Annotated in this window: 20 protein-coding genes and 2 tRNA genes; 10 read left to right on the plus strand and 12 right to left on the minus strand. The window is 65.9% G+C overall.

The window, feature by feature from the left end; genetic code table 11:
• Positions 1 to 408: 408 nt before the first annotated feature.
• Together ACM43_RS28370 and ACM43_RS28375 are read right to left on the minus strand one after the other, a co-directional pair.
• The gene (locus ACM43_RS28370; RefSeq protein ID WP_271544604.1) at positions 409 to 612 is read right to left on the minus strand and encodes a hypothetical protein; all 204 of its coding nucleotides are present in this window, start codon (positions 610 to 612) and stop codon (positions 409 to 411) included.
• A 27-nt stretch (positions 613 to 639) separates the two neighbouring features.
• The gene (locus tag ACM43_RS28375) at positions 640 to 825 is read right to left on the minus strand and encodes a hypothetical protein (protein WP_157280597.1); all 186 of its coding nucleotides are present in this window, start codon (positions 823 to 825) and stop codon (positions 640 to 642) included.
• Positions 826 to 1,036: 211 nt separating this feature from the next.
• On the opposite strand from ACM43_RS28375, the gene ACM43_RS28380 reads away from it, so the two are divergent.
• Positions 1,037 to 1,411, plus strand: coding sequence for a YciI family protein (locus tag ACM43_RS28380; protein WP_036027698.1), 375 nt, complete (start codon positions 1,037 to 1,039; stop codon positions 1,409 to 1,411).
• Here the strand turns inward: ACM43_RS28380 and ACM43_RS28385 are convergent.
• Positions 1,378 to 1,971: a TMEM175 family protein gene (locus ACM43_RS28385; RefSeq protein WP_157280883.1), complete on the minus strand. Its 594-nt coding sequence runs from the start codon at positions 1,969 to 1,971 to the stop codon at positions 1,378 to 1,380. The two genes, ACM43_RS28380 and ACM43_RS28385, sit on opposite strands and share 34 nt — an antisense overlap.
• A 121-nt stretch (positions 1,972 to 2,092) precedes the next feature.
• Between ACM43_RS28385 and ACM43_RS28390 the strand changes: the two genes are divergently transcribed.
• The 3 genes from ACM43_RS28390 to ACM43_RS28400 all read left to right on the plus strand — a co-directional run bounded on the left by ACM43_RS28390 (position 2,093) and on the right by ACM43_RS28400 (position 6,313).
• Complete coding sequence (locus ACM43_RS28390; protein ID WP_271544609.1) at positions 2,093 to 4,150, plus strand: ATP-dependent helicase; 2,058 nt, start codon at positions 2,093 to 2,095, stop codon at positions 4,148 to 4,150.
• Between the two features lie 56 nt (positions 4,151 to 4,206).
• Positions 4,207 to 5,187 carry an NADPH:quinone oxidoreductase family protein gene (locus tag ACM43_RS28395; protein ID WP_271544611.1) on the plus strand — a complete coding sequence of 327 codons (981 nt, stop codon included), beginning with the start codon at positions 4,207 to 4,209 and terminating at the stop codon, positions 5,185 to 5,187.
• Positions 5,188 to 5,281: 94 nt separating this feature from the next.
• Complete coding sequence (locus ACM43_RS28400) at positions 5,282 to 6,313, plus strand: LLM class flavin-dependent oxidoreductase (protein WP_271544613.1); 1,032 nt, start codon at positions 5,282 to 5,284, stop codon at positions 6,311 to 6,313.
• A 602-nt stretch (positions 6,314 to 6,915) separates the two neighbouring features.
• Here ACM43_RS28400 and ACM43_RS28405 read toward each other — a convergent pair.
• Positions 6,916 to 7,001: transfer RNA gene (locus ACM43_RS28405), tRNA-Tyr, on the minus strand.
• Between the two features lie 207 nt (positions 7,002 to 7,208).
• On the opposite strand from ACM43_RS28405, the gene rlmB reads away from it, so the two are divergent.
• The gene (gene rlmB, locus ACM43_RS28410) at positions 7,209 to 8,039 is read left to right on the plus strand and encodes a 23S rRNA (guanosine(2251)-2'-O)-methyltransferase RlmB (RefSeq protein WP_271544615.1); all 831 of its coding nucleotides are present in this window, start codon (positions 7,209 to 7,211) and stop codon (positions 8,037 to 8,039) included.
• Positions 8,040 to 8,299: 260 nt separating this feature from the next.
• Here rlmB and ACM43_RS28415 read toward each other — a convergent pair whose 3' ends face one another.
• Entirely contained in the window at positions 8,300 to 8,812 is a 513-nt protein-coding gene (locus ACM43_RS28415; protein WP_271544617.1) for a hypothetical protein, read from the minus strand.
• A 41-nt stretch (positions 8,813 to 8,853) separates the two neighbouring features.
• Positions 8,854 to 9,336 carry a hypothetical protein gene (locus ACM43_RS28420; protein WP_271544619.1) on the minus strand — a complete coding sequence of 161 codons (483 nt, stop codon included), beginning with the start codon at positions 9,334 to 9,336 and terminating at the stop codon, positions 8,854 to 8,856.
• Between the two features lie 282 nt (positions 9,337 to 9,618).
• Here ACM43_RS28420 and ACM43_RS28425 point away from each other — a divergent pair, with 282 nt between their 5' ends.
• Both ACM43_RS28425 and ACM43_RS28430 read left to right on the plus strand, forming a co-directional pair.
• Positions 9,619 to 10,113, plus strand: coding sequence for a hypothetical protein (locus ACM43_RS28425; protein ID WP_271544621.1), 495 nt, complete (start codon positions 9,619 to 9,621; stop codon positions 10,111 to 10,113).
• Between the two features lie 171 nt (positions 10,114 to 10,284).
• A tRNA-Thr gene (locus tag ACM43_RS28430) sits at positions 10,285 to 10,359 on the plus strand.
• Here the strand turns inward: ACM43_RS28430 and ACM43_RS28435 are convergent.
• The gene (locus tag ACM43_RS28435; RefSeq protein ID WP_271544623.1) at positions 10,347 to 11,066 is read right to left on the minus strand and encodes a class I SAM-dependent methyltransferase; all 720 of its coding nucleotides are present in this window, start codon (positions 11,064 to 11,066) and stop codon (positions 10,347 to 10,349) included. The two genes, ACM43_RS28430 and ACM43_RS28435, sit on opposite strands and share 13 nt — an antisense overlap.
• A 315-nt stretch (positions 11,067 to 11,381) precedes the next feature.
• Between ACM43_RS28435 and ACM43_RS28440 the strand changes: the two genes are divergently transcribed.
• Complete coding sequence (locus ACM43_RS28440; RefSeq protein ID WP_157280605.1) at positions 11,382 to 11,585, plus strand: hypothetical protein; 204 nt, start codon at positions 11,382 to 11,384, stop codon at positions 11,583 to 11,585.
• Positions 11,586 to 11,608: 23 nt separating this feature from the next.
• Here the strand turns inward: ACM43_RS28440 and ACM43_RS28445 are convergent, their stop codons facing one another.
• Positions 11,609 to 11,773, minus strand: coding sequence for a hypothetical protein (locus ACM43_RS28445; RefSeq protein ID WP_198399595.1), 165 nt, complete (start codon positions 11,771 to 11,773; stop codon positions 11,609 to 11,611).
• Between the two features lie 99 nt (positions 11,774 to 11,872).
• Between ACM43_RS28445 and ACM43_RS28450 the strand changes: the two genes are divergently transcribed.
• Both ACM43_RS28450 and ACM43_RS28455 read left to right on the plus strand, forming a co-directional pair.
• Complete coding sequence (locus ACM43_RS28450) at positions 11,873 to 12,244, plus strand: hypothetical protein (RefSeq protein ID WP_271544626.1); 372 nt, start codon at positions 11,873 to 11,875, stop codon at positions 12,242 to 12,244.
• Positions 12,245 to 12,556: 312 nt separating this feature from the next.
• On the plus strand, positions 12,557 to 12,811 hold the full coding sequence (locus ACM43_RS28455) for a hypothetical protein (protein ID WP_036027710.1): 255 nt from the start codon (positions 12,557 to 12,559) through the stop codon (positions 12,809 to 12,811).
• A gap of 27 nt (positions 12,812 to 12,838) precedes the next feature.
• Here the strand turns inward: ACM43_RS28455 and ACM43_RS38665 are convergent, their stop codons facing one another.
• From ACM43_RS38665 to ACM43_RS28475, 4 genes are all read right to left on the minus strand, one after another.
• Positions 12,839 to 13,081, minus strand: coding sequence for a DUF6719 family protein (locus ACM43_RS38665; protein ID WP_157280607.1), 243 nt, complete (start codon positions 13,079 to 13,081; stop codon positions 12,839 to 12,841).
• A gap of 278 nt (positions 13,082 to 13,359) precedes the next feature.
• A complete protein-coding gene (locus ACM43_RS28465) occupies positions 13,360 to 14,064 on the minus strand; it encodes an outer membrane protein (protein WP_271544632.1) in 705 nt (234 codons plus the stop codon).
• Between the two features lie 262 nt (positions 14,065 to 14,326).
• A complete protein-coding gene (locus ACM43_RS28470) occupies positions 14,327 to 14,722 on the minus strand; it encodes a hypothetical protein (RefSeq protein WP_271545094.1) in 396 nt (131 codons plus the stop codon).
• A 231-nt stretch (positions 14,723 to 14,953) separates the two neighbouring features.
• A complete protein-coding gene (locus ACM43_RS28475) occupies positions 14,954 to 15,361 on the minus strand; it encodes a His-rich protein BRANT (protein WP_271544634.1) in 408 nt (135 codons plus the stop codon).
• Between the last annotated feature and the right edge of the window lie 167 nt (positions 15,362 to 15,528).

The following is a 15,528-nucleotide window of genomic DNA, read 5'->3' on the forward strand; positions in this document are numbered from 1 at the left end:
GTCACCTGCGTTGACCATGCACCATGTCCCGAAATGGCGGCTCGCTGCTGCGGTCGAGCGGTTGCAGTCTCGCGCATTCCATGGGTTGAGACGCCCGTCTCGTCACCCGATGCAAGCGACATCCCGTCGGCCCGCGAGCTCGAGATCGGCAAGTCACGTCTTCCGCCCCCGCGGCGGGACTGCTGGGCAAACTACCACTGCCCGTGCAGGAATCACATCGGTGAAAGTCCGGTATGGCTCGCGGAACGAGCGGGGCAGTGATTGCTGGCAGCCGGCGTGCAAGCACCAACTTGCGGTAGATCGCACATGCATTATGATCCTGGGGTAGCGACGCGCGGCCGACGGCGGCGAGATGCTGCGCGAGCCCTTGGTCAAGCAGGTCTTGAGCGGGCAACGACGAACGCTGCGTCAGCCAGCGCGAAGCCGCTCGCGCAGTGCGACGGCGGCGATCAGCATGCCGACGCACCAGGCCACCACCGCGCGGTGCGGCTCCTCGCCGGGCAGCACCGTGAACAGGCTCGTCAGAAGGCACGGGACGATGGCCTTGGAAGTCCGGCTCATCAGCGCGAGCAGGAACGGCATCGCCGCGATCGAGATTTGCAGAACGTCCATTTCGAACGCCGGCCTCGCCGCAAGGCTTCAGAAGCCGAAGAAGTTGAACACGCGCCGCCGTTTGCCGCGCCGGCTTTCGACGATCCGCTCACCGCCGTTCTCAGCCGAGCTGCCGTAATAGCGGTGATGGCCGGCCTGGTCGTGCAGATCGGCCGGCTCCGACTGCCCTGCCCGCCGCGCGTCGCAGATGATCTTAATGGTATGACCCGACATTGCCGCCTCCAGCAAAGAACTTGTTGTTTATGGTCCATCAGTCGCGACCAGTTCCGGCGGCGTTCACATGGGCGAGGACGCAATCGGGTTTCAGCACGGTTTCGCCGCTTGCCGGCCACGCAATATTTTGCTTCGGAAGTGTCGGCACGGGCTGCCGTGCCACGTCCTCAGGACTTGCGCAGAAACAAAAGCAGAAAAGAACGAGGTGACGATGCTGTACGCCATCCTGGCCTATCACGTGGAAGACGAGGTCCTGTCCTGGACGCCGGAGCAGGATGCCGCGGTCGTCGCCAAGGTCATCGAGGTTCAGGCGCCGCTGCGGGCCAGCGGGCAGTTTGGTCCGGCGGCCCGGCTGGATGAGACCCGGAAGGCCCGCACCTTGCGGGGTCCCGGCGCGGGAATGGTGCTGGACGGGCCGTTTGCCGAGACCAAGGAGCAGCTTCTCGGCTTCCACTTGATGCAATGCGCCACCGAGGAGGAGGCGATCGAAGCGGCGCGGAAGCTGCGTGCGGTCAATCCGACGGCGGTGTACGAGATCCGTCCGGTCAAGCTTTACGTGCCGGCCGATGGGTTCGGCGCGACGTAGAAGCGCTGGATCAGGAGCCCGCCAAAGGCAAAACACCAGACGTAGGGCGCGATATGCGGCGCAAACGCCGCAACGATGGTGCCCGGGATGAACACGGCGACCGGAAACAGCGAAGCCATGATCTCGCGGCCCCAGCCGCGCAGGATGGTCCACCACAGCAAGGCATTGAGGCCGCCGATCGTGGTCAGGTGAAGACCGTAGAGCACCGCCACCGCGCTGCTCATGGCGTAGTTGGTGTAGAGCCCGTTGGTGACCGGCAGCAGCACGATCGAGAGCAGGAAGAAAAGGTTGAGGACCACCATGCCGCGGCTGCCGACGGGCTGACGTGCCAGCCGGCGGTGATGGCTGATCCAGAACACCCCCGCGATGATGAAGCTGAGCGCGAAGCCGGCAAGCTTGCCGGAATACACCCGGGCGAGATCGTTCCAGTCGGGCGCGCCACTGAACACTGCCGCCTTCGGCAGATCGTAGGCCAGCAGCGTCATGGCGACGCCGAAAATGGTGTTGCTGAGCGACTCCAGCCGCCGCATCTCGAATTGTTCGGGCTTGAGCTCGGTCATCTCGCCATGGGGTCCTGGAACCAAAGGGCTGTCTTCCCCTAAATCCTAATTCCAGTTCCGTCCAGCCGCATTGCGATTCGCGCCGGGATCGCCGAGTCTGATCCTTTCACCGGGGCGATTCGTGGCGACATATCTGGACACGCTCAATGCGGAGCAGCGCCGCGCCGTCGAGCATGGCGTGGCCGAAGGGGCCATCGTGGGCGGCCCCCTGCTCGTCATCGCCGGTGCCGGCTCCGGCAAGACCAACACGCTCGCCCACCGCGTCGCGCATCTGATCGTCGCAGGCGCCGATCCCCGCCGCATCCTGCTGATGACGTTCTCCCGACGCGCGGCGGCGGAGATGGCCGGAAGGGTCGAGCGCATCGCGCGCAAGGTGCTGGGCGAGAACAACGCCGCAATCATGCGCGATGCGCTGACCTGGGCCGGCACCTTCCACGGCATCGGCGCGCGGCTGTTGCGCGAATATGCCGAGCGGATCGGCGTCGATCCCGCCTTCACCATCCATGACCGCGAGGATTCTGCCGACCTGATGAACCTGGTCCGGCACGAGCGCGGCCTGTCGAAGACCGAGAGCCGCTTTCCGGCCAAGGGCACCTGCCTGTCGATCTATTCCCGCTGCGTCAATGCGGAGATCGAGATCGAGAAGGTGCTCGCCCAGCATTTTCCCTGGTGCGCGGGCTGGGCCGCCGAGCTGAAGGGTCTGTTCGCCGCCTATGTCGAGGCCAAGCAGGCCCAGCACGTGCTCGATTACGACGATTTACTGCTGTACTGGTCGCAGATGATGAGCGATGCGCTGATCGCCGAGGAGATCGGCGGCCGCTTCGACCACGTGCTGGTCGACGAATATCAGGACACCAACCGTCTGCAATCCTCGATCCTGCTGGCGCTTAAGCCCGACGGCCGCGGCCTCACCGTGGTCGGCGACGACGCGCAGTCGATCTATTCGTTTCGCGCCGCCACCGTGCGCAACATCCTGGACTTTCCGCAGAGCTTCTCGCCGCGCGCGGAGATGATCACGCTCGACCGCAATTACCGCTCGACGCAGGCGGTGCTGTCGGCGGCGAACGGCGTGATCGGCCTCGCCCGCGAGCGCTTCACCAAGAACCTCTGGACCGACCGCACCTCAGGTCAGAAGCCGCAGCTCGTCACCGTGCACGACGAGGCCGACCAGGCGCGCTACATCGTCGAGGCGGTGCTGGCGAACCGCGAGCAAGGCGCGCTGCTCAAGCACCAGGCGGTGCTGTTCCGCACGTCCTCGCATTCGGGCCCGCTGGAGATCGAGCTGACCCGCCGCAACATCCCCTTCGTCAAGTTCGGCGGCCTGAAATTCCTGGATGCCGCGCATGTCAAGGACGTGCTGGCCGTGTTGCGCTTCGCCGAGAATCCGCGCGACCGCGTCGCCGGCTTTCGCATCCTGCACCTGCTGCCCGGTATCGGGCCTGCGACCGCACAGCGCGTGCTGGACAAGATGGCGGAGAGCACCGACCCGCTCGCCGCGCTCGGGCGGCTGCCGGGTCCGGCGCGCACGGGCCAGGACTGGACCTGTTTCGTCCGCACGGTGGAAAACTTGCGCTATTCGGAATGGCCCGTCGATCTCGAACGGGTGCGGCTCTGGTACGAGCCGCATCTCGATCGCATGCACGAGGATGCCGAGACGCGCCGCGCCGATCTGATGCAGCTCGAGCAGATCGCGAGCGGCTATGCCAGCCGCGAGAAATTTTTGACCGAGCTCACGCTCGATCCGCCGGATGCGACCAGCGACAAATCAGGTCCACCCTTGCTCGACGAGGATTACCTGATCCTCTCCACCATCCACTCCGCCAAGGGCCAGGAGTGGAAATCGGTGTTCGTGCTCAACGTCGTCGACGGCTGCATGCCGTCCGATCTCGGCGCCGGGACCAGCGCCGAGCTCGAGGAGGAGCGCCGCCTGCTCTATGTCGCGATGACCCGCGCCAAGGACGATCTCCACCTCGTCGTGCCGCAGCGCTTCTTCGTCCACGGCCAGGCCGCCAGGGGCGACCGCCACGTCTACGCCTCGCGCACCCGCTTCATCCCGGAGCAATTGGTCTACCTGTTCGAGCGCACCGCCTGGCCGAAGGCAGCAAGCGGCGCCGCGCGCAGCGCGGCGCAGGGGCCGAAGATCGACATCGGGGCGCGAATGCGGGGGATGTGGCGGTAGACGCAAGAGGCTGGTCGCGGCACCTGTCAGGATGACTGGAACAGCAGAGGTCCGACATGAAAGCCGTTGTCGTCGAGCAATACGCCCCCATCGATCAGATCGAATTGAAGGACGTTCCGGCCCCGCCCATCGAGCCGGGCCAGTTGCGCATCCGCGTGGAAGCTGCCGGGATCGGCTTCGTCGACGGCTTGAAGATCGAGGGACGCTACCAGACCAAGGACCCCCTGCCCTTCATTCCCGGCACGGAGTTCGCAGGCGTGGTGACGGACGCGCCCGGCGCATCCGGCGGTTACCAGCCCGGCATGCGCGTGATGGGGATGACGCGCTCGGGCGCGCTTGCCGAGGAGATCGTCGTTAGGTCTGAAGCGGTCCATCCCCTGCCGGACGGCGTCGCAGCCGAGGTCGCCGCCTCGTTTCGCGCCAATTACCTGACGGCCCTTTATGCGCTGGGCGCGCGCGCTTCGCTGGCCGCAGGCGAGCAGCTTCTCGTGCTGGGTGCCGCCGGCGGCACTGGGATTGCGGCCGTCCAGATCGGAAAGCTGCTCGGCGCTCGCGTCATCGCGGCTGCATCAACACCGGAGAAGCGCGAGTTTGCGCAGGCGCATGGCGCCGATGCGGTGATCGACTATACGCAGGCCGGCTGGCGCGACACGCTCAAGGAGTTGACGGCAGGACATGGCGCGGACGTGATCTTCGATCCCGTTGGCGGCGAAATCTCGGTGCAGGCATTTCGATCCATCGCCTGGCGCGGACGCCATCTCGTGGTCGGCTTTGCCGCCGGCGCTATTCCCGCGCTGCCGTTCAATCTGCCGCTTCTGAAAGGCGGCGCTCTGCTCGGTGTCGATCTCGCGCAGATTCCCGTGCGCGAGCCCGACGTGCAGAAGCGCCTGATGTCGGAGCTGACGGGCTGGCTCGCCGACGGCAAGCTGAAGCCGGTGGTCGGCCAGATCTTCGCGCTGGCGGATTTTCGCGAGGCGTTCAAGACGATGCAGGCGCGCGCTGCGCTCGGCAAGATGGTGGTGCGGATCGCGCGGTAGCATTCACAAACGGAAACCAAGCATTTCCGAAAGCCACCTTGTGGGCTGGCCGTCGTCCATTAAGTCTCATCATTCCTCCACAGAGACCTGATCGATGACCGCACCGCTCGAATTCGGACTGGATACCTTTGGCGACGTCACAAGAGATGCGTCCGGCGACATGATTCCGCATGCGCAGGTGATCCGCAACGTCGTCGACGAAGCGGTGCTGGCGGACGAGCTCGGTCTCGATTTCATCGGTCTCGGCGAGCATCACCGCGCCGATTTCGCGATCTCCTCGCCGGAGACCGTGCTGGCCGCGATCGCATCGCGCACCAAGCGCATCCATCTCGGCTCGGCCGTGACGGTGCTGTCTTCGGACGATCCCATCCGCGTATTCCAGCGCTTTGCCACGCTGGATGCGCTTTCCAACGGTCGCGCCGAGGTGATCCTCGGCCGCGGCTCGTTCACCGAATCCTTCCCGCTGTTCGGCTTCGACCTGCGCAAATATGAAGAGCTGTTCGAGGAGAAGCTCGATCTGTTCGTTGCGCTCTTGTCGCAGCAGCCTGTCACCTGGCAAGGTAAGCTGCGTCCGCCGCTGCGGGATCAGCTGGTCTATCCGCCGGTAGAGAACGGCATATTGAAAACCTGGATCGGCGTCGGCGGCAGTCCGCAATCGGTGGTGCGCGCCGCGCATTACGATCTGCCGCTGATGCTCGCGATCATCGGCGGCGATCCCGCGCGCTTTGCGCCCTACGTCGAGCTCTATCACCGCGCGTTCAAGGAGTTCGGCCGCCCCGCGCAGCCGATCGGCGTGCATTCGCCGGGCTACGTCGCCGAGACGGATGCGCAGGCGCGCGAGGAGCTGTGGCCCGATTACAAGGCGATGCGCGACCGCATCGGCAAGGAGCGCGGCTGGCCGCCGATGGGACGCGACGAGTTCGTCCATGAGGCCGAGCACGGCTCGCTCTATGTCGGCGCGCCGGAAACGGTGGCGCGCAAGATCGCGAAGACCGCAAAGGCGCTCGGGCTTTCGCGGTTTCAGTTGAAGTATTCGGCGGGGCCATTGCCGCACGAGAAGCTGATGCGGAGCATCGAGCTCTACGGGCGGAAGGTGGTGCCGATGGTGCGGGAGATGATGGGGTAGCGTGCTTTTGAGACCGTCTCGGTCCGCCTAAGCCCTGCGGGCTACGGCGCGACAGCCTTCGCTCACTTCGCGCCACGAGCACCTATTGCTGGCTTGCCGAGCCGAAGCTCGCAAAGCGATAAGTGACCCACGCTCGGAGCCAGTCCGCCTACGCCCTGCGGGCTACGGCGCGACAGCCTTCGCTCACTTCGCGCCACGAGCACCTATTGCTGGCTTGCCGAGCCGAAGCGGGGGGGGGGGGGGGGGGGGGGGGGGGGGGGGGGGGGGGGGGGGGGGGGGGGGGGGGGGGGGGGGGGGGGGGGGGGGGGGGGGGGGGGGGGGGGGGGGGGGGGGGGGGGGGGGGGGGGGGGGGGGGGGGGGGGGGGGGGGGGGGGGGGGGGGGGGGGGGGGGGGGGGGGGGGGGGGGGGGGGGGGGGGGGGGGGGGGGGGGGGGGGGGGGGGGGGGGGGGGGGGGGGGGGGGGGGGGGGGGGGGGGGGGGGGGGGGGGGGGGGGGGGGGGGGGGGGGGGGGGGGGGGGGGGGGGGGGGGGGGGGGGGGGGGGGGGGGGGGGGGGGGGGGGGGGGGGGGGGGGGGGGGGGGGGGGGGGGGGGGGGGGCGAAGGCTGGTGGGGGAGGCAGGACTCGAACCTGCGAAGCCATGAGGCGGCTGATTTACAGTCAGCTCCCTTTGCCACTCGGGACACTCCCCCGCTCGACGGCAGCACAATCGGGCCGGACCTTGCCGGCGGACCGAAGACGGCCATGGAACGTGAAGGCCGCGGCAACCCGTATCGGGGCGCGACCGGGCGCGTTTATGGGCGAAGCGGTGGGGCAAAGTCAACCAAGGCAAGCAGCTAAAATCGCCCTCGAAGCCACTCAAATTGCCATATTGGGGCCCCCGTGACACAAGCGAGCCCATGAAGGACAAAAAATTCGCCCCGAGGGGCCCCCGCAGGGGGGCTAAGCCCTTCAACAAACCAGGGAAATCGACCGGCCGGCCGGCTTGGCGCGAACGCGATTCGCACCCCGACGGGCCCGTCATTCTCTATGGCTGGCACACCGTCACCATGGCCCTCGCCAACCCGCAGCGGCGGATCCACAAGCTGACGCTAACCGAGAACGCCGCGCGGCGGCTGGCGGACGAAAACATCGCGACCCGCATCGCGCCCGAGATCGTCCGTCCCCAGGAGATCGACCGCCTGCTCTCGCCCGACGCCGTGCATCAGGGCCTGCTCGCCGAGGCCGATCCCCTGCCCTCGCCGGACATCGAGACGCTCAAGCAGGAAGGCATGGTGCTGGTGCTCGACCAGATCACCGATCCGCACAATGTCGGCGCCATTCTGCGCTCTGCAGCGGCCTTCGCGGTGAAGGCGATCGTGACCACCGCGCGTCACAGCCCCGAGGCGACGGGCGTGCTCGCCAAGGCCGCCTCCGGCGCGCTGGAGCTTGTGCCTGTCGTCACGGTGCAAAACCTCGCCCGCGCCTTAACGGCCTTGAAGGAGCGCGGCTTCCAGACCGTCGGTCTCGACAGCGAAGGTACCGAGGACCTCTCGAACGTCACACTGCGCGAGCCGCTCGCGCTGGTGCTCGGCGCCGAAGGCAAAGGCTTGCGGCAATTGACGCGCGAGACCTGCAGCGTCGTGGCGCGGCTCGACATGCCCGGCGAGATCAAGAGCCTCAACGTCTCGAATGCGGCCGTACTCTCGCTCTATGTCGGCGCGAGCCGGCTGGGGCTGATGAAGCGCTAGCGCTTTGGGCACCCCGCATATCCGGACGATGCCATACTAGGCCTGTTTTGCCCGACGGATCAATTCGAAATCTCTGTTTTTCCGAAATCTGGAGCTCGAACAACGAGCTAATGAGCGATGCTCGCTCATCTCGGGCACATTGCGCTTCAAGTCCTTGATTTCACAGTTGCCGGCTACTGTGCATGGGGTTGTTTTGAAGAAAAGCAAAACGCCCGTCCGCATCACGCGAACGGGCGTCTCTTCACGTAACGGATCAGAGATCAGTAGTAGCGGCGCAGCACGCGGTGACCGCCGTAATAGTACGGCGCGGCGCGGCGGGCGTAGCCGTAGCGGGGGCCGTAGTGCACGCGCGGCAGATAGCCGTAGCGCGGGCCGTAGCCGTAGCGATAGGGGCGGAAGTACGGGCGGCGATAGGGATAAGCGGCCGGCGGCGCGACCGCAGCGGCACGATAGCCATAGCCATAGCCGTAATTGGCGGGCGCGACGACCGCGTCCTCGCGATAGGTTGGATACGGCGCGAAGGCGCCCGGACCGGTATAGGTCGGCCCCTGGTTGACGTAGTAATACTGCGTGGTCGGCTCGGCGAGACGCTCATAGGCACCGTAGCCGTAGCCGTAGCCGTAACCGTAACCATATCCGCCGCATCCGGTGTTGCAGCCGGTATAGACCGGCGCCACCGGCGCGCATGTGGTGAAGCCGCAGGCCGCGGCAGGCGCGGTGGCGGCGAACATCACGGCAGTTGCCGCGACCAGTCCCGAAATCATCTGACGCATTACTCTCTCCTGTTGATTTCCGTTTTTGGTTTTCACGTTTCTCAACCCGGCGGCCTGCCGGGTATCTCTGTGCGCGGCCGCGGCCGAGGCGGCCGAGGACGGTCGTTGATCTCGGGCGCGTAGATCACCGGCGGCGGATCGACGGGCGGATCCATCTGCGCCGGCAGCGGCGCGGACGAGGCGCCCCAGCTCTGGTGGTAGCTCTCGGGGGGCTTGGGCAATTTGCGGTTCGCCGGCGGCTCGACCTCGAGCCGGCCGTAGCCCGGCCGCAGGCCCAGCGTCGGATAATAATGGCCGACGTCGTCGGGCTGCCGCTCGGCGATATAGCGTCCGCCATAGATCGTGGGCTGCACCTGCTGGCCCTTGCCGAGGCCCCAGGTGCCCTCGACGACGGCATAGGACGCATCGATGTTGTTGATGATTACAGGCACGCCGGGACGGCCAGGAACGACGATCTCGAAACCGCCGGCCAACGCCGTCGCAGGCAGTCCGATCAGAAAGGCGGCGAGCGCCACGGCACGCATGAGGAGACCCCGGTTATCCGGGCGCAACCTAACCGATCGCGACGCAGAGAGAGTTAAGGCCTACTCACCAAATTCCGGTAAGCCTAACGTGCAAGGATTGCGCGCCGCTCAAATGCTGCACGGCGAGCTAGCGAAGCGTTAACGGCGCGGAACCGCGCGACTGGAACAACGCATCTGCTCACATCGGTTTGACGGCTCGCATCCGAAAAATCCCAAGGTTGCATCGGAACGTCCTGCGCCGTCAGCGTTTAGCTCCTGTCCACAAAATGGGAGCGAACAACCATGACCATCAAGCTTCTCGGGGCCACGGCGATCGCAGCGACCATGCTGGCAGGCTCTGCCATGGCGCAGACCGTCGTCACCAATCAGGGCCGCTGCTCGGCGCAATTCCCAAACGCCAATTGCCAGACCTTCGGACCGGGACAGGCCACCACAGAGAGCGGTTATCGCCATCGCCGCGCGGCCTATCGCCAGACCAACCGCGACTGGAATAACGACTGGAACAGGAGCCCCACCGGCTTCTGGCCAACCGACGTTGCGGCGGGCGCCGTCGGGACGGCGGCCGGCGTCGCGGGCGCCGCGATCGGCACCGCCGGCGCGATTGCCACCGCACCATTCCGCGGCTGGGACAATTCCTACGCCTACGACAATTCGTGGGACCGCGGCTGGGACAATCGTAACTGGGACAGGCGCACCTATGCCCAGCGCAACGGCTTCGTCTGTACGCCCGGCACCTGGTTCAAGGGCGCGGACGGCCGCCGGCAGCTCTGCCAGTAAGCCGGCTTGAGCCGAACGCAACACATCGGGCGGCCCGCGCGGCCGCCCGATTCACGTCCTGCGACGACGACCTCCCGGTTCTGGCACTTTCCGATCAAGTCTGGTATTGCGGCGCGCACGGGTGGACGGCCCCGGCGCGAGCCGAGCTCTGCCCCTGCCTCTTGAGGCATCGCCGGCTTAGCTCAGCGGTAGAGCAGCGGTTTTGTAAACCGAAGGTCGGGGGTTCAATCCCCTCAGCCGGCACCAGCTTCTGACGCGCAACTGTTCTCCGGCAATCCATCCGTCCGCCAGAGGCCGAGGCTCTTGTCGCGCCAGCCGCCATTGCCCTCCTCGCAACGCTCGTTGATCAGCGCCTGCGGTGCCGGCCAGTGAAACGGTGCCTTCTCCATGTTGAGCGCGCGCCAGTCGCCATCCTCGCAATCGTGATTGTCTTGCCACTCCGGAAAGGTCGTGACGAGCAGGAAGCGCGCGCCGCTCATCCGAAATTGCGCGAGCGCGCGATAGATGTTCGCAAAGCTCAGATGCACCAGGCAATCCCGGCAGAGAATGACGTCGGCGTGCGGCAGCGCATCGCGCGTGATGTCGGCAACGAGAAACCGACCGGACAAACCGTCGGCTGCGACACGCCGGCGGTTTGCCTCGATCAGCGACGGTACGATGTCGATGCCGGTGTAATCGATATCGAGCTCGAGCCGGCCGATCCAACCGGCATCGCCGCAGGGCGCATCGAGCAGCGAGCGCGCGCCGAGCCGTTGCAGCAATGCAGGCAGCGCCTCCTGGATCGCGGCTGTGGCGACATCCTCCGAGCCGAGGCCGGACACCGAAGTGGCCGCGCCCCAGAGGTTGGTCCGCTCGATCCGCGCGAACCGCGCGGCGAGATCGAGGCCTGAGAAATTGTCACGGTCGGCAACGAAGCGTTCGTGCGCAAGCACGGGGGGACGATCGGCGGTCATTGGGCGAGCCTTTTGCGGCGCGGGTACACTATACGATCCGGCCGAACTGTTCGAAATTGGCAGCGAACCTACGCACGTCATTCGTCTCGTCGAGACCATGCGCTCCACCACGCCCAAAGAGAAGGCCAAGATCGTCGCCGGCGCGGTGACGGCCGTCGTCACGACGGCCATGCTATTCGTGCTTGCGCTCGGCCTTGTGCTGTCGCACTAGGCGCGATCTAAAGCCCCCGTTTTCGCATCGAGAAACGCCGGCCCGGAACCGGCTCCCGCGTCAGCCGTTGTCGGCGCATGCGGATCCAGGAAGAAAATCGAAACATGATTCTGCTGGCGACGGTGACGCTGTGCTGTAGCGCCGTGGCTGGGACGTTGGCGCTGTTCGAGCCGGCGCCGGGGCGGGCGCCCGATAAGCTGGTCGCCGATCGAGCCGTGATCGACCCCACTCCGCGCACGCCAGCTCAGATCCCGGTTCGGGTGGTCGGCGCGCCGTTCGAGCCCAACGTCAAGCCGCGCGAGCGATAGCGCTCACCTCGGCGAGGCCTTGCTCACCTCGGCGAGGCCTTGGCGCCCTCCTCGGGCCGGCCGTGGACACGCGCCAATTCCTCGATAAACGCGATCACCTCCGCCCGCTTGCCGGGCGGCAGCGTCAGGAACGCGCGGATGAGCCTCAGGCCCTCCGCCTCGTTCGGTCTTTCTTTCGATGCATCCATCTGCCCAGTTTCGGACTACCGGGAAAAATATGCAACCCTTGCAAACAGCCTTGATTCGAAGCAGCCGCTTTGCTGGAATACGCGCGGCTGAGGTGGATCATGAAATGGATCAGAGAGCGCGACGCACTGATCGCGCAGACACTGGCCTTCGTCCAATCGGTGACCGGCAGGAAGGATGACGTCCTTCAGCCGGAGGCGCCCGCATCTGGCCCGGCCGTCGCGATGGAGATCGCCACCGTGGAGGCGGTCACCGTCGAGATCGAACCGCCGCAAGCCCCCCTTCCGCCGCGGCCCGCGCCTCTGCCGCCGCGGACGAGCGGCGATTTCCGCGCCGAGATGCAGGCCCGCATCGCCAATTTCCGCAAGCACCAGGAGCGCTTCGAGCGCGAACGTGAGGAATATTGTGCGGCGACCCTGACCAAATTGCGTGCCGCCATCCGCGACGCTTCCAGTCCACCGGCCGAAAAATAAGGCTGAGTCAGGGGCCTACAGCCAGGACCCTACAACCACGACCAGACCAGCCAGAGATTGGCCGCGCAGGCGCCGAACAGCGCCAGCGTGAGCGGCAGGAGAATGTGCCCGCAGGATGTGTTCAGGTCGCTCGTCATGGCGGAAAACATCCGCTGATTCCGGCCGAAGAGTCCCAGGGATTCTTTTTTCCGGGATTCAGGACTCGTTAAGGACTCACGAGCCGTCCGCGACGATCACGGGCGCGTGATCGGGCGGGTGGCCGGAACCCACCCCCCGTAAGCTCGTTAACGGGCATTCCTGGAGTCGGGATGCATGCCCTACGCCCTCTTCTGCAATGACGCCCAAATCAGCAAGGCCTATCCGAGCGAGGCCGACGTCTGGAAGCTCGCCGAGCGGAGTGGTCTCGTCGTGGACGTCACGGCGGACGACGAGCGGCCGGGACCGCGCCGGGTGCTCGACAATGATTACAAGATCGAGCCGTGCCAGGCGGCCCAAGGCGAGGACCCCGCCAAGAACAAGGCGGAGGCCGATCGGCAGTCCAGAATGGAGCTCGAGCTGAATTCCTGAGCTCCGGCACAGAGCCGGAGCGAAAGCTCAGGGGGTGGCCGCCACAAGCGAGGCCTGCTCGCCCGGCATAGTCACGCAGGCCTTGCGGCGGTGCAGCCCGCGGATGGCGCCGGTGACCTTCATGACCTTGCCCGACGGACATGAAGCGTCCTTGACGAAGGCAACTTCGTACGGTGCCAACATCAGAGGCTCGGATCTGAGGATTGTCTGTGCAGAGCACGGCAAGCAGCCGAAGCACGAGAGCACTACTGCCGACACCAAGATACGCATGTCCGTCGTCCCACCTGCCCGGTAATTGTCATATAACGCGTTCCGGAGCGCGAGTTCCGTAAACCGCAAAAATTATTTTTGCTTTACGCCAGCCCCATGACGCGCGTGAGAAGGCGCGCCAGCATCGTTTGCTAGCAAATGACGCGCCAGATGGTTCACGGAAGGGAAAACGGCGCCGGAGGCGGGAGGCCGGCAAACGAAAGGCCGGCGGAGCCGGCCTTTGTCAGGTCTTGGATGTTCAGGTCTTGGATCTTCAGGTCTTGGGTCGGCGCTGACCGTCAGTACCGCGTGGCGGCCGGGCCGCCCCAGCCGAAGCGATAGTTCACCCCGGCCTTGACGGTATGCTCGTCCTCCCGGCCACGAACGCCGACGATGTCAGCCGGGCCGGAGGTGAAGGTGGTGCTGCCGAAATTGTAATATTGATACTCGGCCTTGGCCGACCAGTTCGGCGCGAACATGTATTCGAGGCCGGCACCGACCGTATAGCCGTCCTTGTTGTTGCCGGTGGTGGTGAAGGCCTGCGGCACCCCGGCGATGTTCACGCCAAGGCCGTTATTCCGCCAGGCATAACCGCCCTTGGCGTAAAGCAGCGTCGGTCCCCAGGTGTAACCGATGCGACCGGTCACCGACCCGATCTGGTCGGTGTTGGATGTCACCTGCGTGCCCAGCGGGAAGATGGCGCCATTGTTGTTGGTCGGCAGCCAGGAATACTGGGCCTCGATACCCACCACCCAGTTGGGCGCGAACTGGTAGTCGAAGCCGCCCTGCACGCCGCCCAGGAAACGCGCGTCGCTCGACTGGAAGCTGTTGTCGCCGGCAAACGCGCCGCCGAGATGGCCGCCGATATAGAAACCGGTCCAGTTATAGATCACCTGCGGCGGCGTGACCGGAGCCTTGGTGTAGGCGCGCGGCTGCATGTCGGCCGCTGCGGCCGGCGCAACCAGCGCCAGCAGAGCTGCTGCACCCAGCAAGATCGACTTCATGATCATCCCCGTTCTTTCATTTACGACACTCGGGAAACAACGTGGCGTGAATTGGGTTGCTTCGCGGCAATGCCGGAACGTTGATCGTTCGTGACTGTGACGGCGTGGCAACAACACGAATTTGTTCCGTCAATTCGGCTGCGCAAGGCCGCCGCCACGATTTGTCGCAAGTCGAAACCACCCCGTTCAAAGCTCGCCGAAATGTGATCCCGCGGCTCCGGCTCCTTCTGTCTAACACCGGGCGATGAAGGCTGCCTTTGCGCTACCGCGTCATCTTTTCCAGTTCCGGAAACGGTGCGTAAACCGCACCGGCGCAGAGATCGCTGGTCTGGTCGACCACGCGGTCCGCCCGGCCGTTGACGAAGATCACGGCCCGTTCGCGCATGCCCTTGTAGCTCCCATCCGTCTCGCGCGGGGTGAAGTGCAGGCAGCTCACATAGAACTGCCGGCCGCCGACCTCGCGCTGCACCGGCTCGGCCATGGCGGCATTGCGCACGCCGACCGGATTGTTGAGATAGGCCCGCATCAACGCCACCGTGTCGCTCCGGAAATTGTCGGGAAACGGCTGCGGCCCGCCGGCCTGGGTCCCGCCCATGAAAGTCGGACGGTCACTGTCGCTGCCGAAACACGCCGCAAGCACCAGCGGCAACGCCAGGATCACCGCACATCTCGCCAATCGCCCCACAGGCCCCGCTCTCCGCTCGAACAGATCAGGAGACGTTCTAGCCCCAAGCCTGGATGAAGGGAATTCGCTTGCAGCGGCTTAAAACAGCGCACCGGCCAGCCGCCGACACCTCGGGCTTCCGCCCGAGGTGTGGCAACGGGCCAGGCCTGACGTCCGCGCGCGGCGGCGGGCAATGCCAGGGATGCCGCCGCGCGCGATCAGTCGTCAGTTGCGCTTATCAGACGTCGCGGGCTTGGTCACATCCGGCTGCGCCTTCTGCGACTCCTTGGCCGTGACCTGCTTATCGTGATGGCGATGCTTGCTCACGCTCTTGTGCTGGTCGGTGGTGACCGCGGCATTGGCGTCCATTGCCTTCGACTTGCCATCCACCTTGGCGTCCGTCTTGACATCGGAAGCCTTCGCGTCCGTCGTCTTCGCGTCCGTCTTGGCGTCGGTCTTGGCGTCGGCCTTGACGCCGGCTTCCGGTTTTGCGGCAGTGGTCGCCGCCTTGGTCTGGCTCTGGTCGGCCTTGATCACCGGCGCGGCTGTGGTGGTCTTGCCGGCCTCGGCGGCGAACGCCGGGGCTGCGATCACGGAGGTTGCGAGCAAGGCTGCAGAAATGGTCTTCAACATGGTGGTCTCCTCTTGGAAGATCATCCAGGCGGCGCCCTCTCGCCCGCCCATCGATCGTGGGGAGGAGCCTAGGCGCGGGGCACTGAACCCAGTCTGAAGCCCTCAGCGGGCTTCCGTTCATCTCGATGACACGTTTGTCATCCACGGCCGGGCGAATAGATCGTGCG

The organism is Bradyrhizobium sp. CCBAU 45321, from assembly GCF_028128975.1.
Lineage (GTDB): Bacteria > Pseudomonadota > Alphaproteobacteria > Rhizobiales > Xanthobacteraceae > Bradyrhizobium > Bradyrhizobium yuanmingense.

Bases quoted from the DNA above. Each gene is read 5' to 3' on its own strand.
- ACM43_RS28370 (WP_271544604.1), bottom strand. From the start codon at position 612: ATGGACGTTCTGCAAATCTCGATCGCGGCGATGCCGTTCCTGCTCGCG.
- ACM43_RS28375 (WP_157280597.1), bottom strand. From the start codon at position 825: ATGTCGGGTCATACCATTAAGATCATCTGCGACGCGCGGCGGGCAGGG.
- ACM43_RS28380 (WP_036027698.1), top strand. From the start codon at position 1,037: ATGCTGTACGCCATCCTGGCCTATCACGTGGAAGACGAGGTCCTGTCC.
- ACM43_RS28385 (WP_157280883.1), bottom strand. From the start codon at position 1,971: ATGACCGAGCTCAAGCCCGAACAATTCGAGATGCGGCGGCTGGAGTCG.
- ACM43_RS28395 (WP_271544611.1), top strand. From the start codon at position 4,207: ATGAAAGCCGTTGTCGTCGAGCAATACGCCCCCATCGATCAGATCGAA.
- ACM43_RS28400 (WP_271544613.1), top strand. From the start codon at position 5,282: ATGACCGCACCGCTCGAATTCGGACTGGATACCTTTGGCGACGTCACA.
- rlmB (WP_271544615.1), top strand. From the start codon at position 7,209: ATGAAGGACAAAAAATTCGCCCCGAGGGGCCCCCGCAGGGGGGCTAAG.
- ACM43_RS28415 (WP_271544617.1), bottom strand. From the start codon at position 8,812: ATGCGTCAGATGATTTCGGGACTGGTCGCGGCAACTGCCGTGATGTTC.
- ACM43_RS28420 (WP_271544619.1), bottom strand. From the start codon at position 9,336: ATGCGTGCCGTGGCGCTCGCCGCCTTTCTGATCGGACTGCCTGCGACG.
- ACM43_RS28425 (WP_271544621.1), top strand. From the start codon at position 9,619: ATGACCATCAAGCTTCTCGGGGCCACGGCGATCGCAGCGACCATGCTG.
- ACM43_RS28435 (WP_271544623.1), bottom strand. From the start codon at position 11,066: ATGACCGCCGATCGTCCCCCCGTGCTTGCGCACGAACGCTTCGTTGCC.
- ACM43_RS28440 (WP_157280605.1), top strand. From the start codon at position 11,382: ATGATTCTGCTGGCGACGGTGACGCTGTGCTGTAGCGCCGTGGCTGGG.
- ACM43_RS28445 (WP_198399595.1), bottom strand. From the start codon at position 11,773: ATGGATGCATCGAAAGAAAGACCGAACGAGGCGGAGGGCCTGAGGCTC.
- ACM43_RS28450 (WP_271544626.1), top strand. From the start codon at position 11,873: ATGAAATGGATCAGAGAGCGCGACGCACTGATCGCGCAGACACTGGCC.
- ACM43_RS28455 (WP_036027710.1), top strand. From the start codon at position 12,557: ATGCCCTACGCCCTCTTCTGCAATGACGCCCAAATCAGCAAGGCCTAT.
- ACM43_RS38665 (WP_157280607.1), bottom strand. From the start codon at position 13,081: ATGCGTATCTTGGTGTCGGCAGTAGTGCTCTCGTGCTTCGGCTGCTTG.
- ACM43_RS28465 (WP_271544632.1), bottom strand. From the start codon at position 14,064: ATGAAGTCGATCTTGCTGGGTGCAGCAGCTCTGCTGGCGCTGGTTGCG.
- ACM43_RS28475 (WP_271544634.1), bottom strand. From the start codon at position 15,361: ATGTTGAAGACCATTTCTGCAGCCTTGCTCGCAACCTCCGTGATCGCA.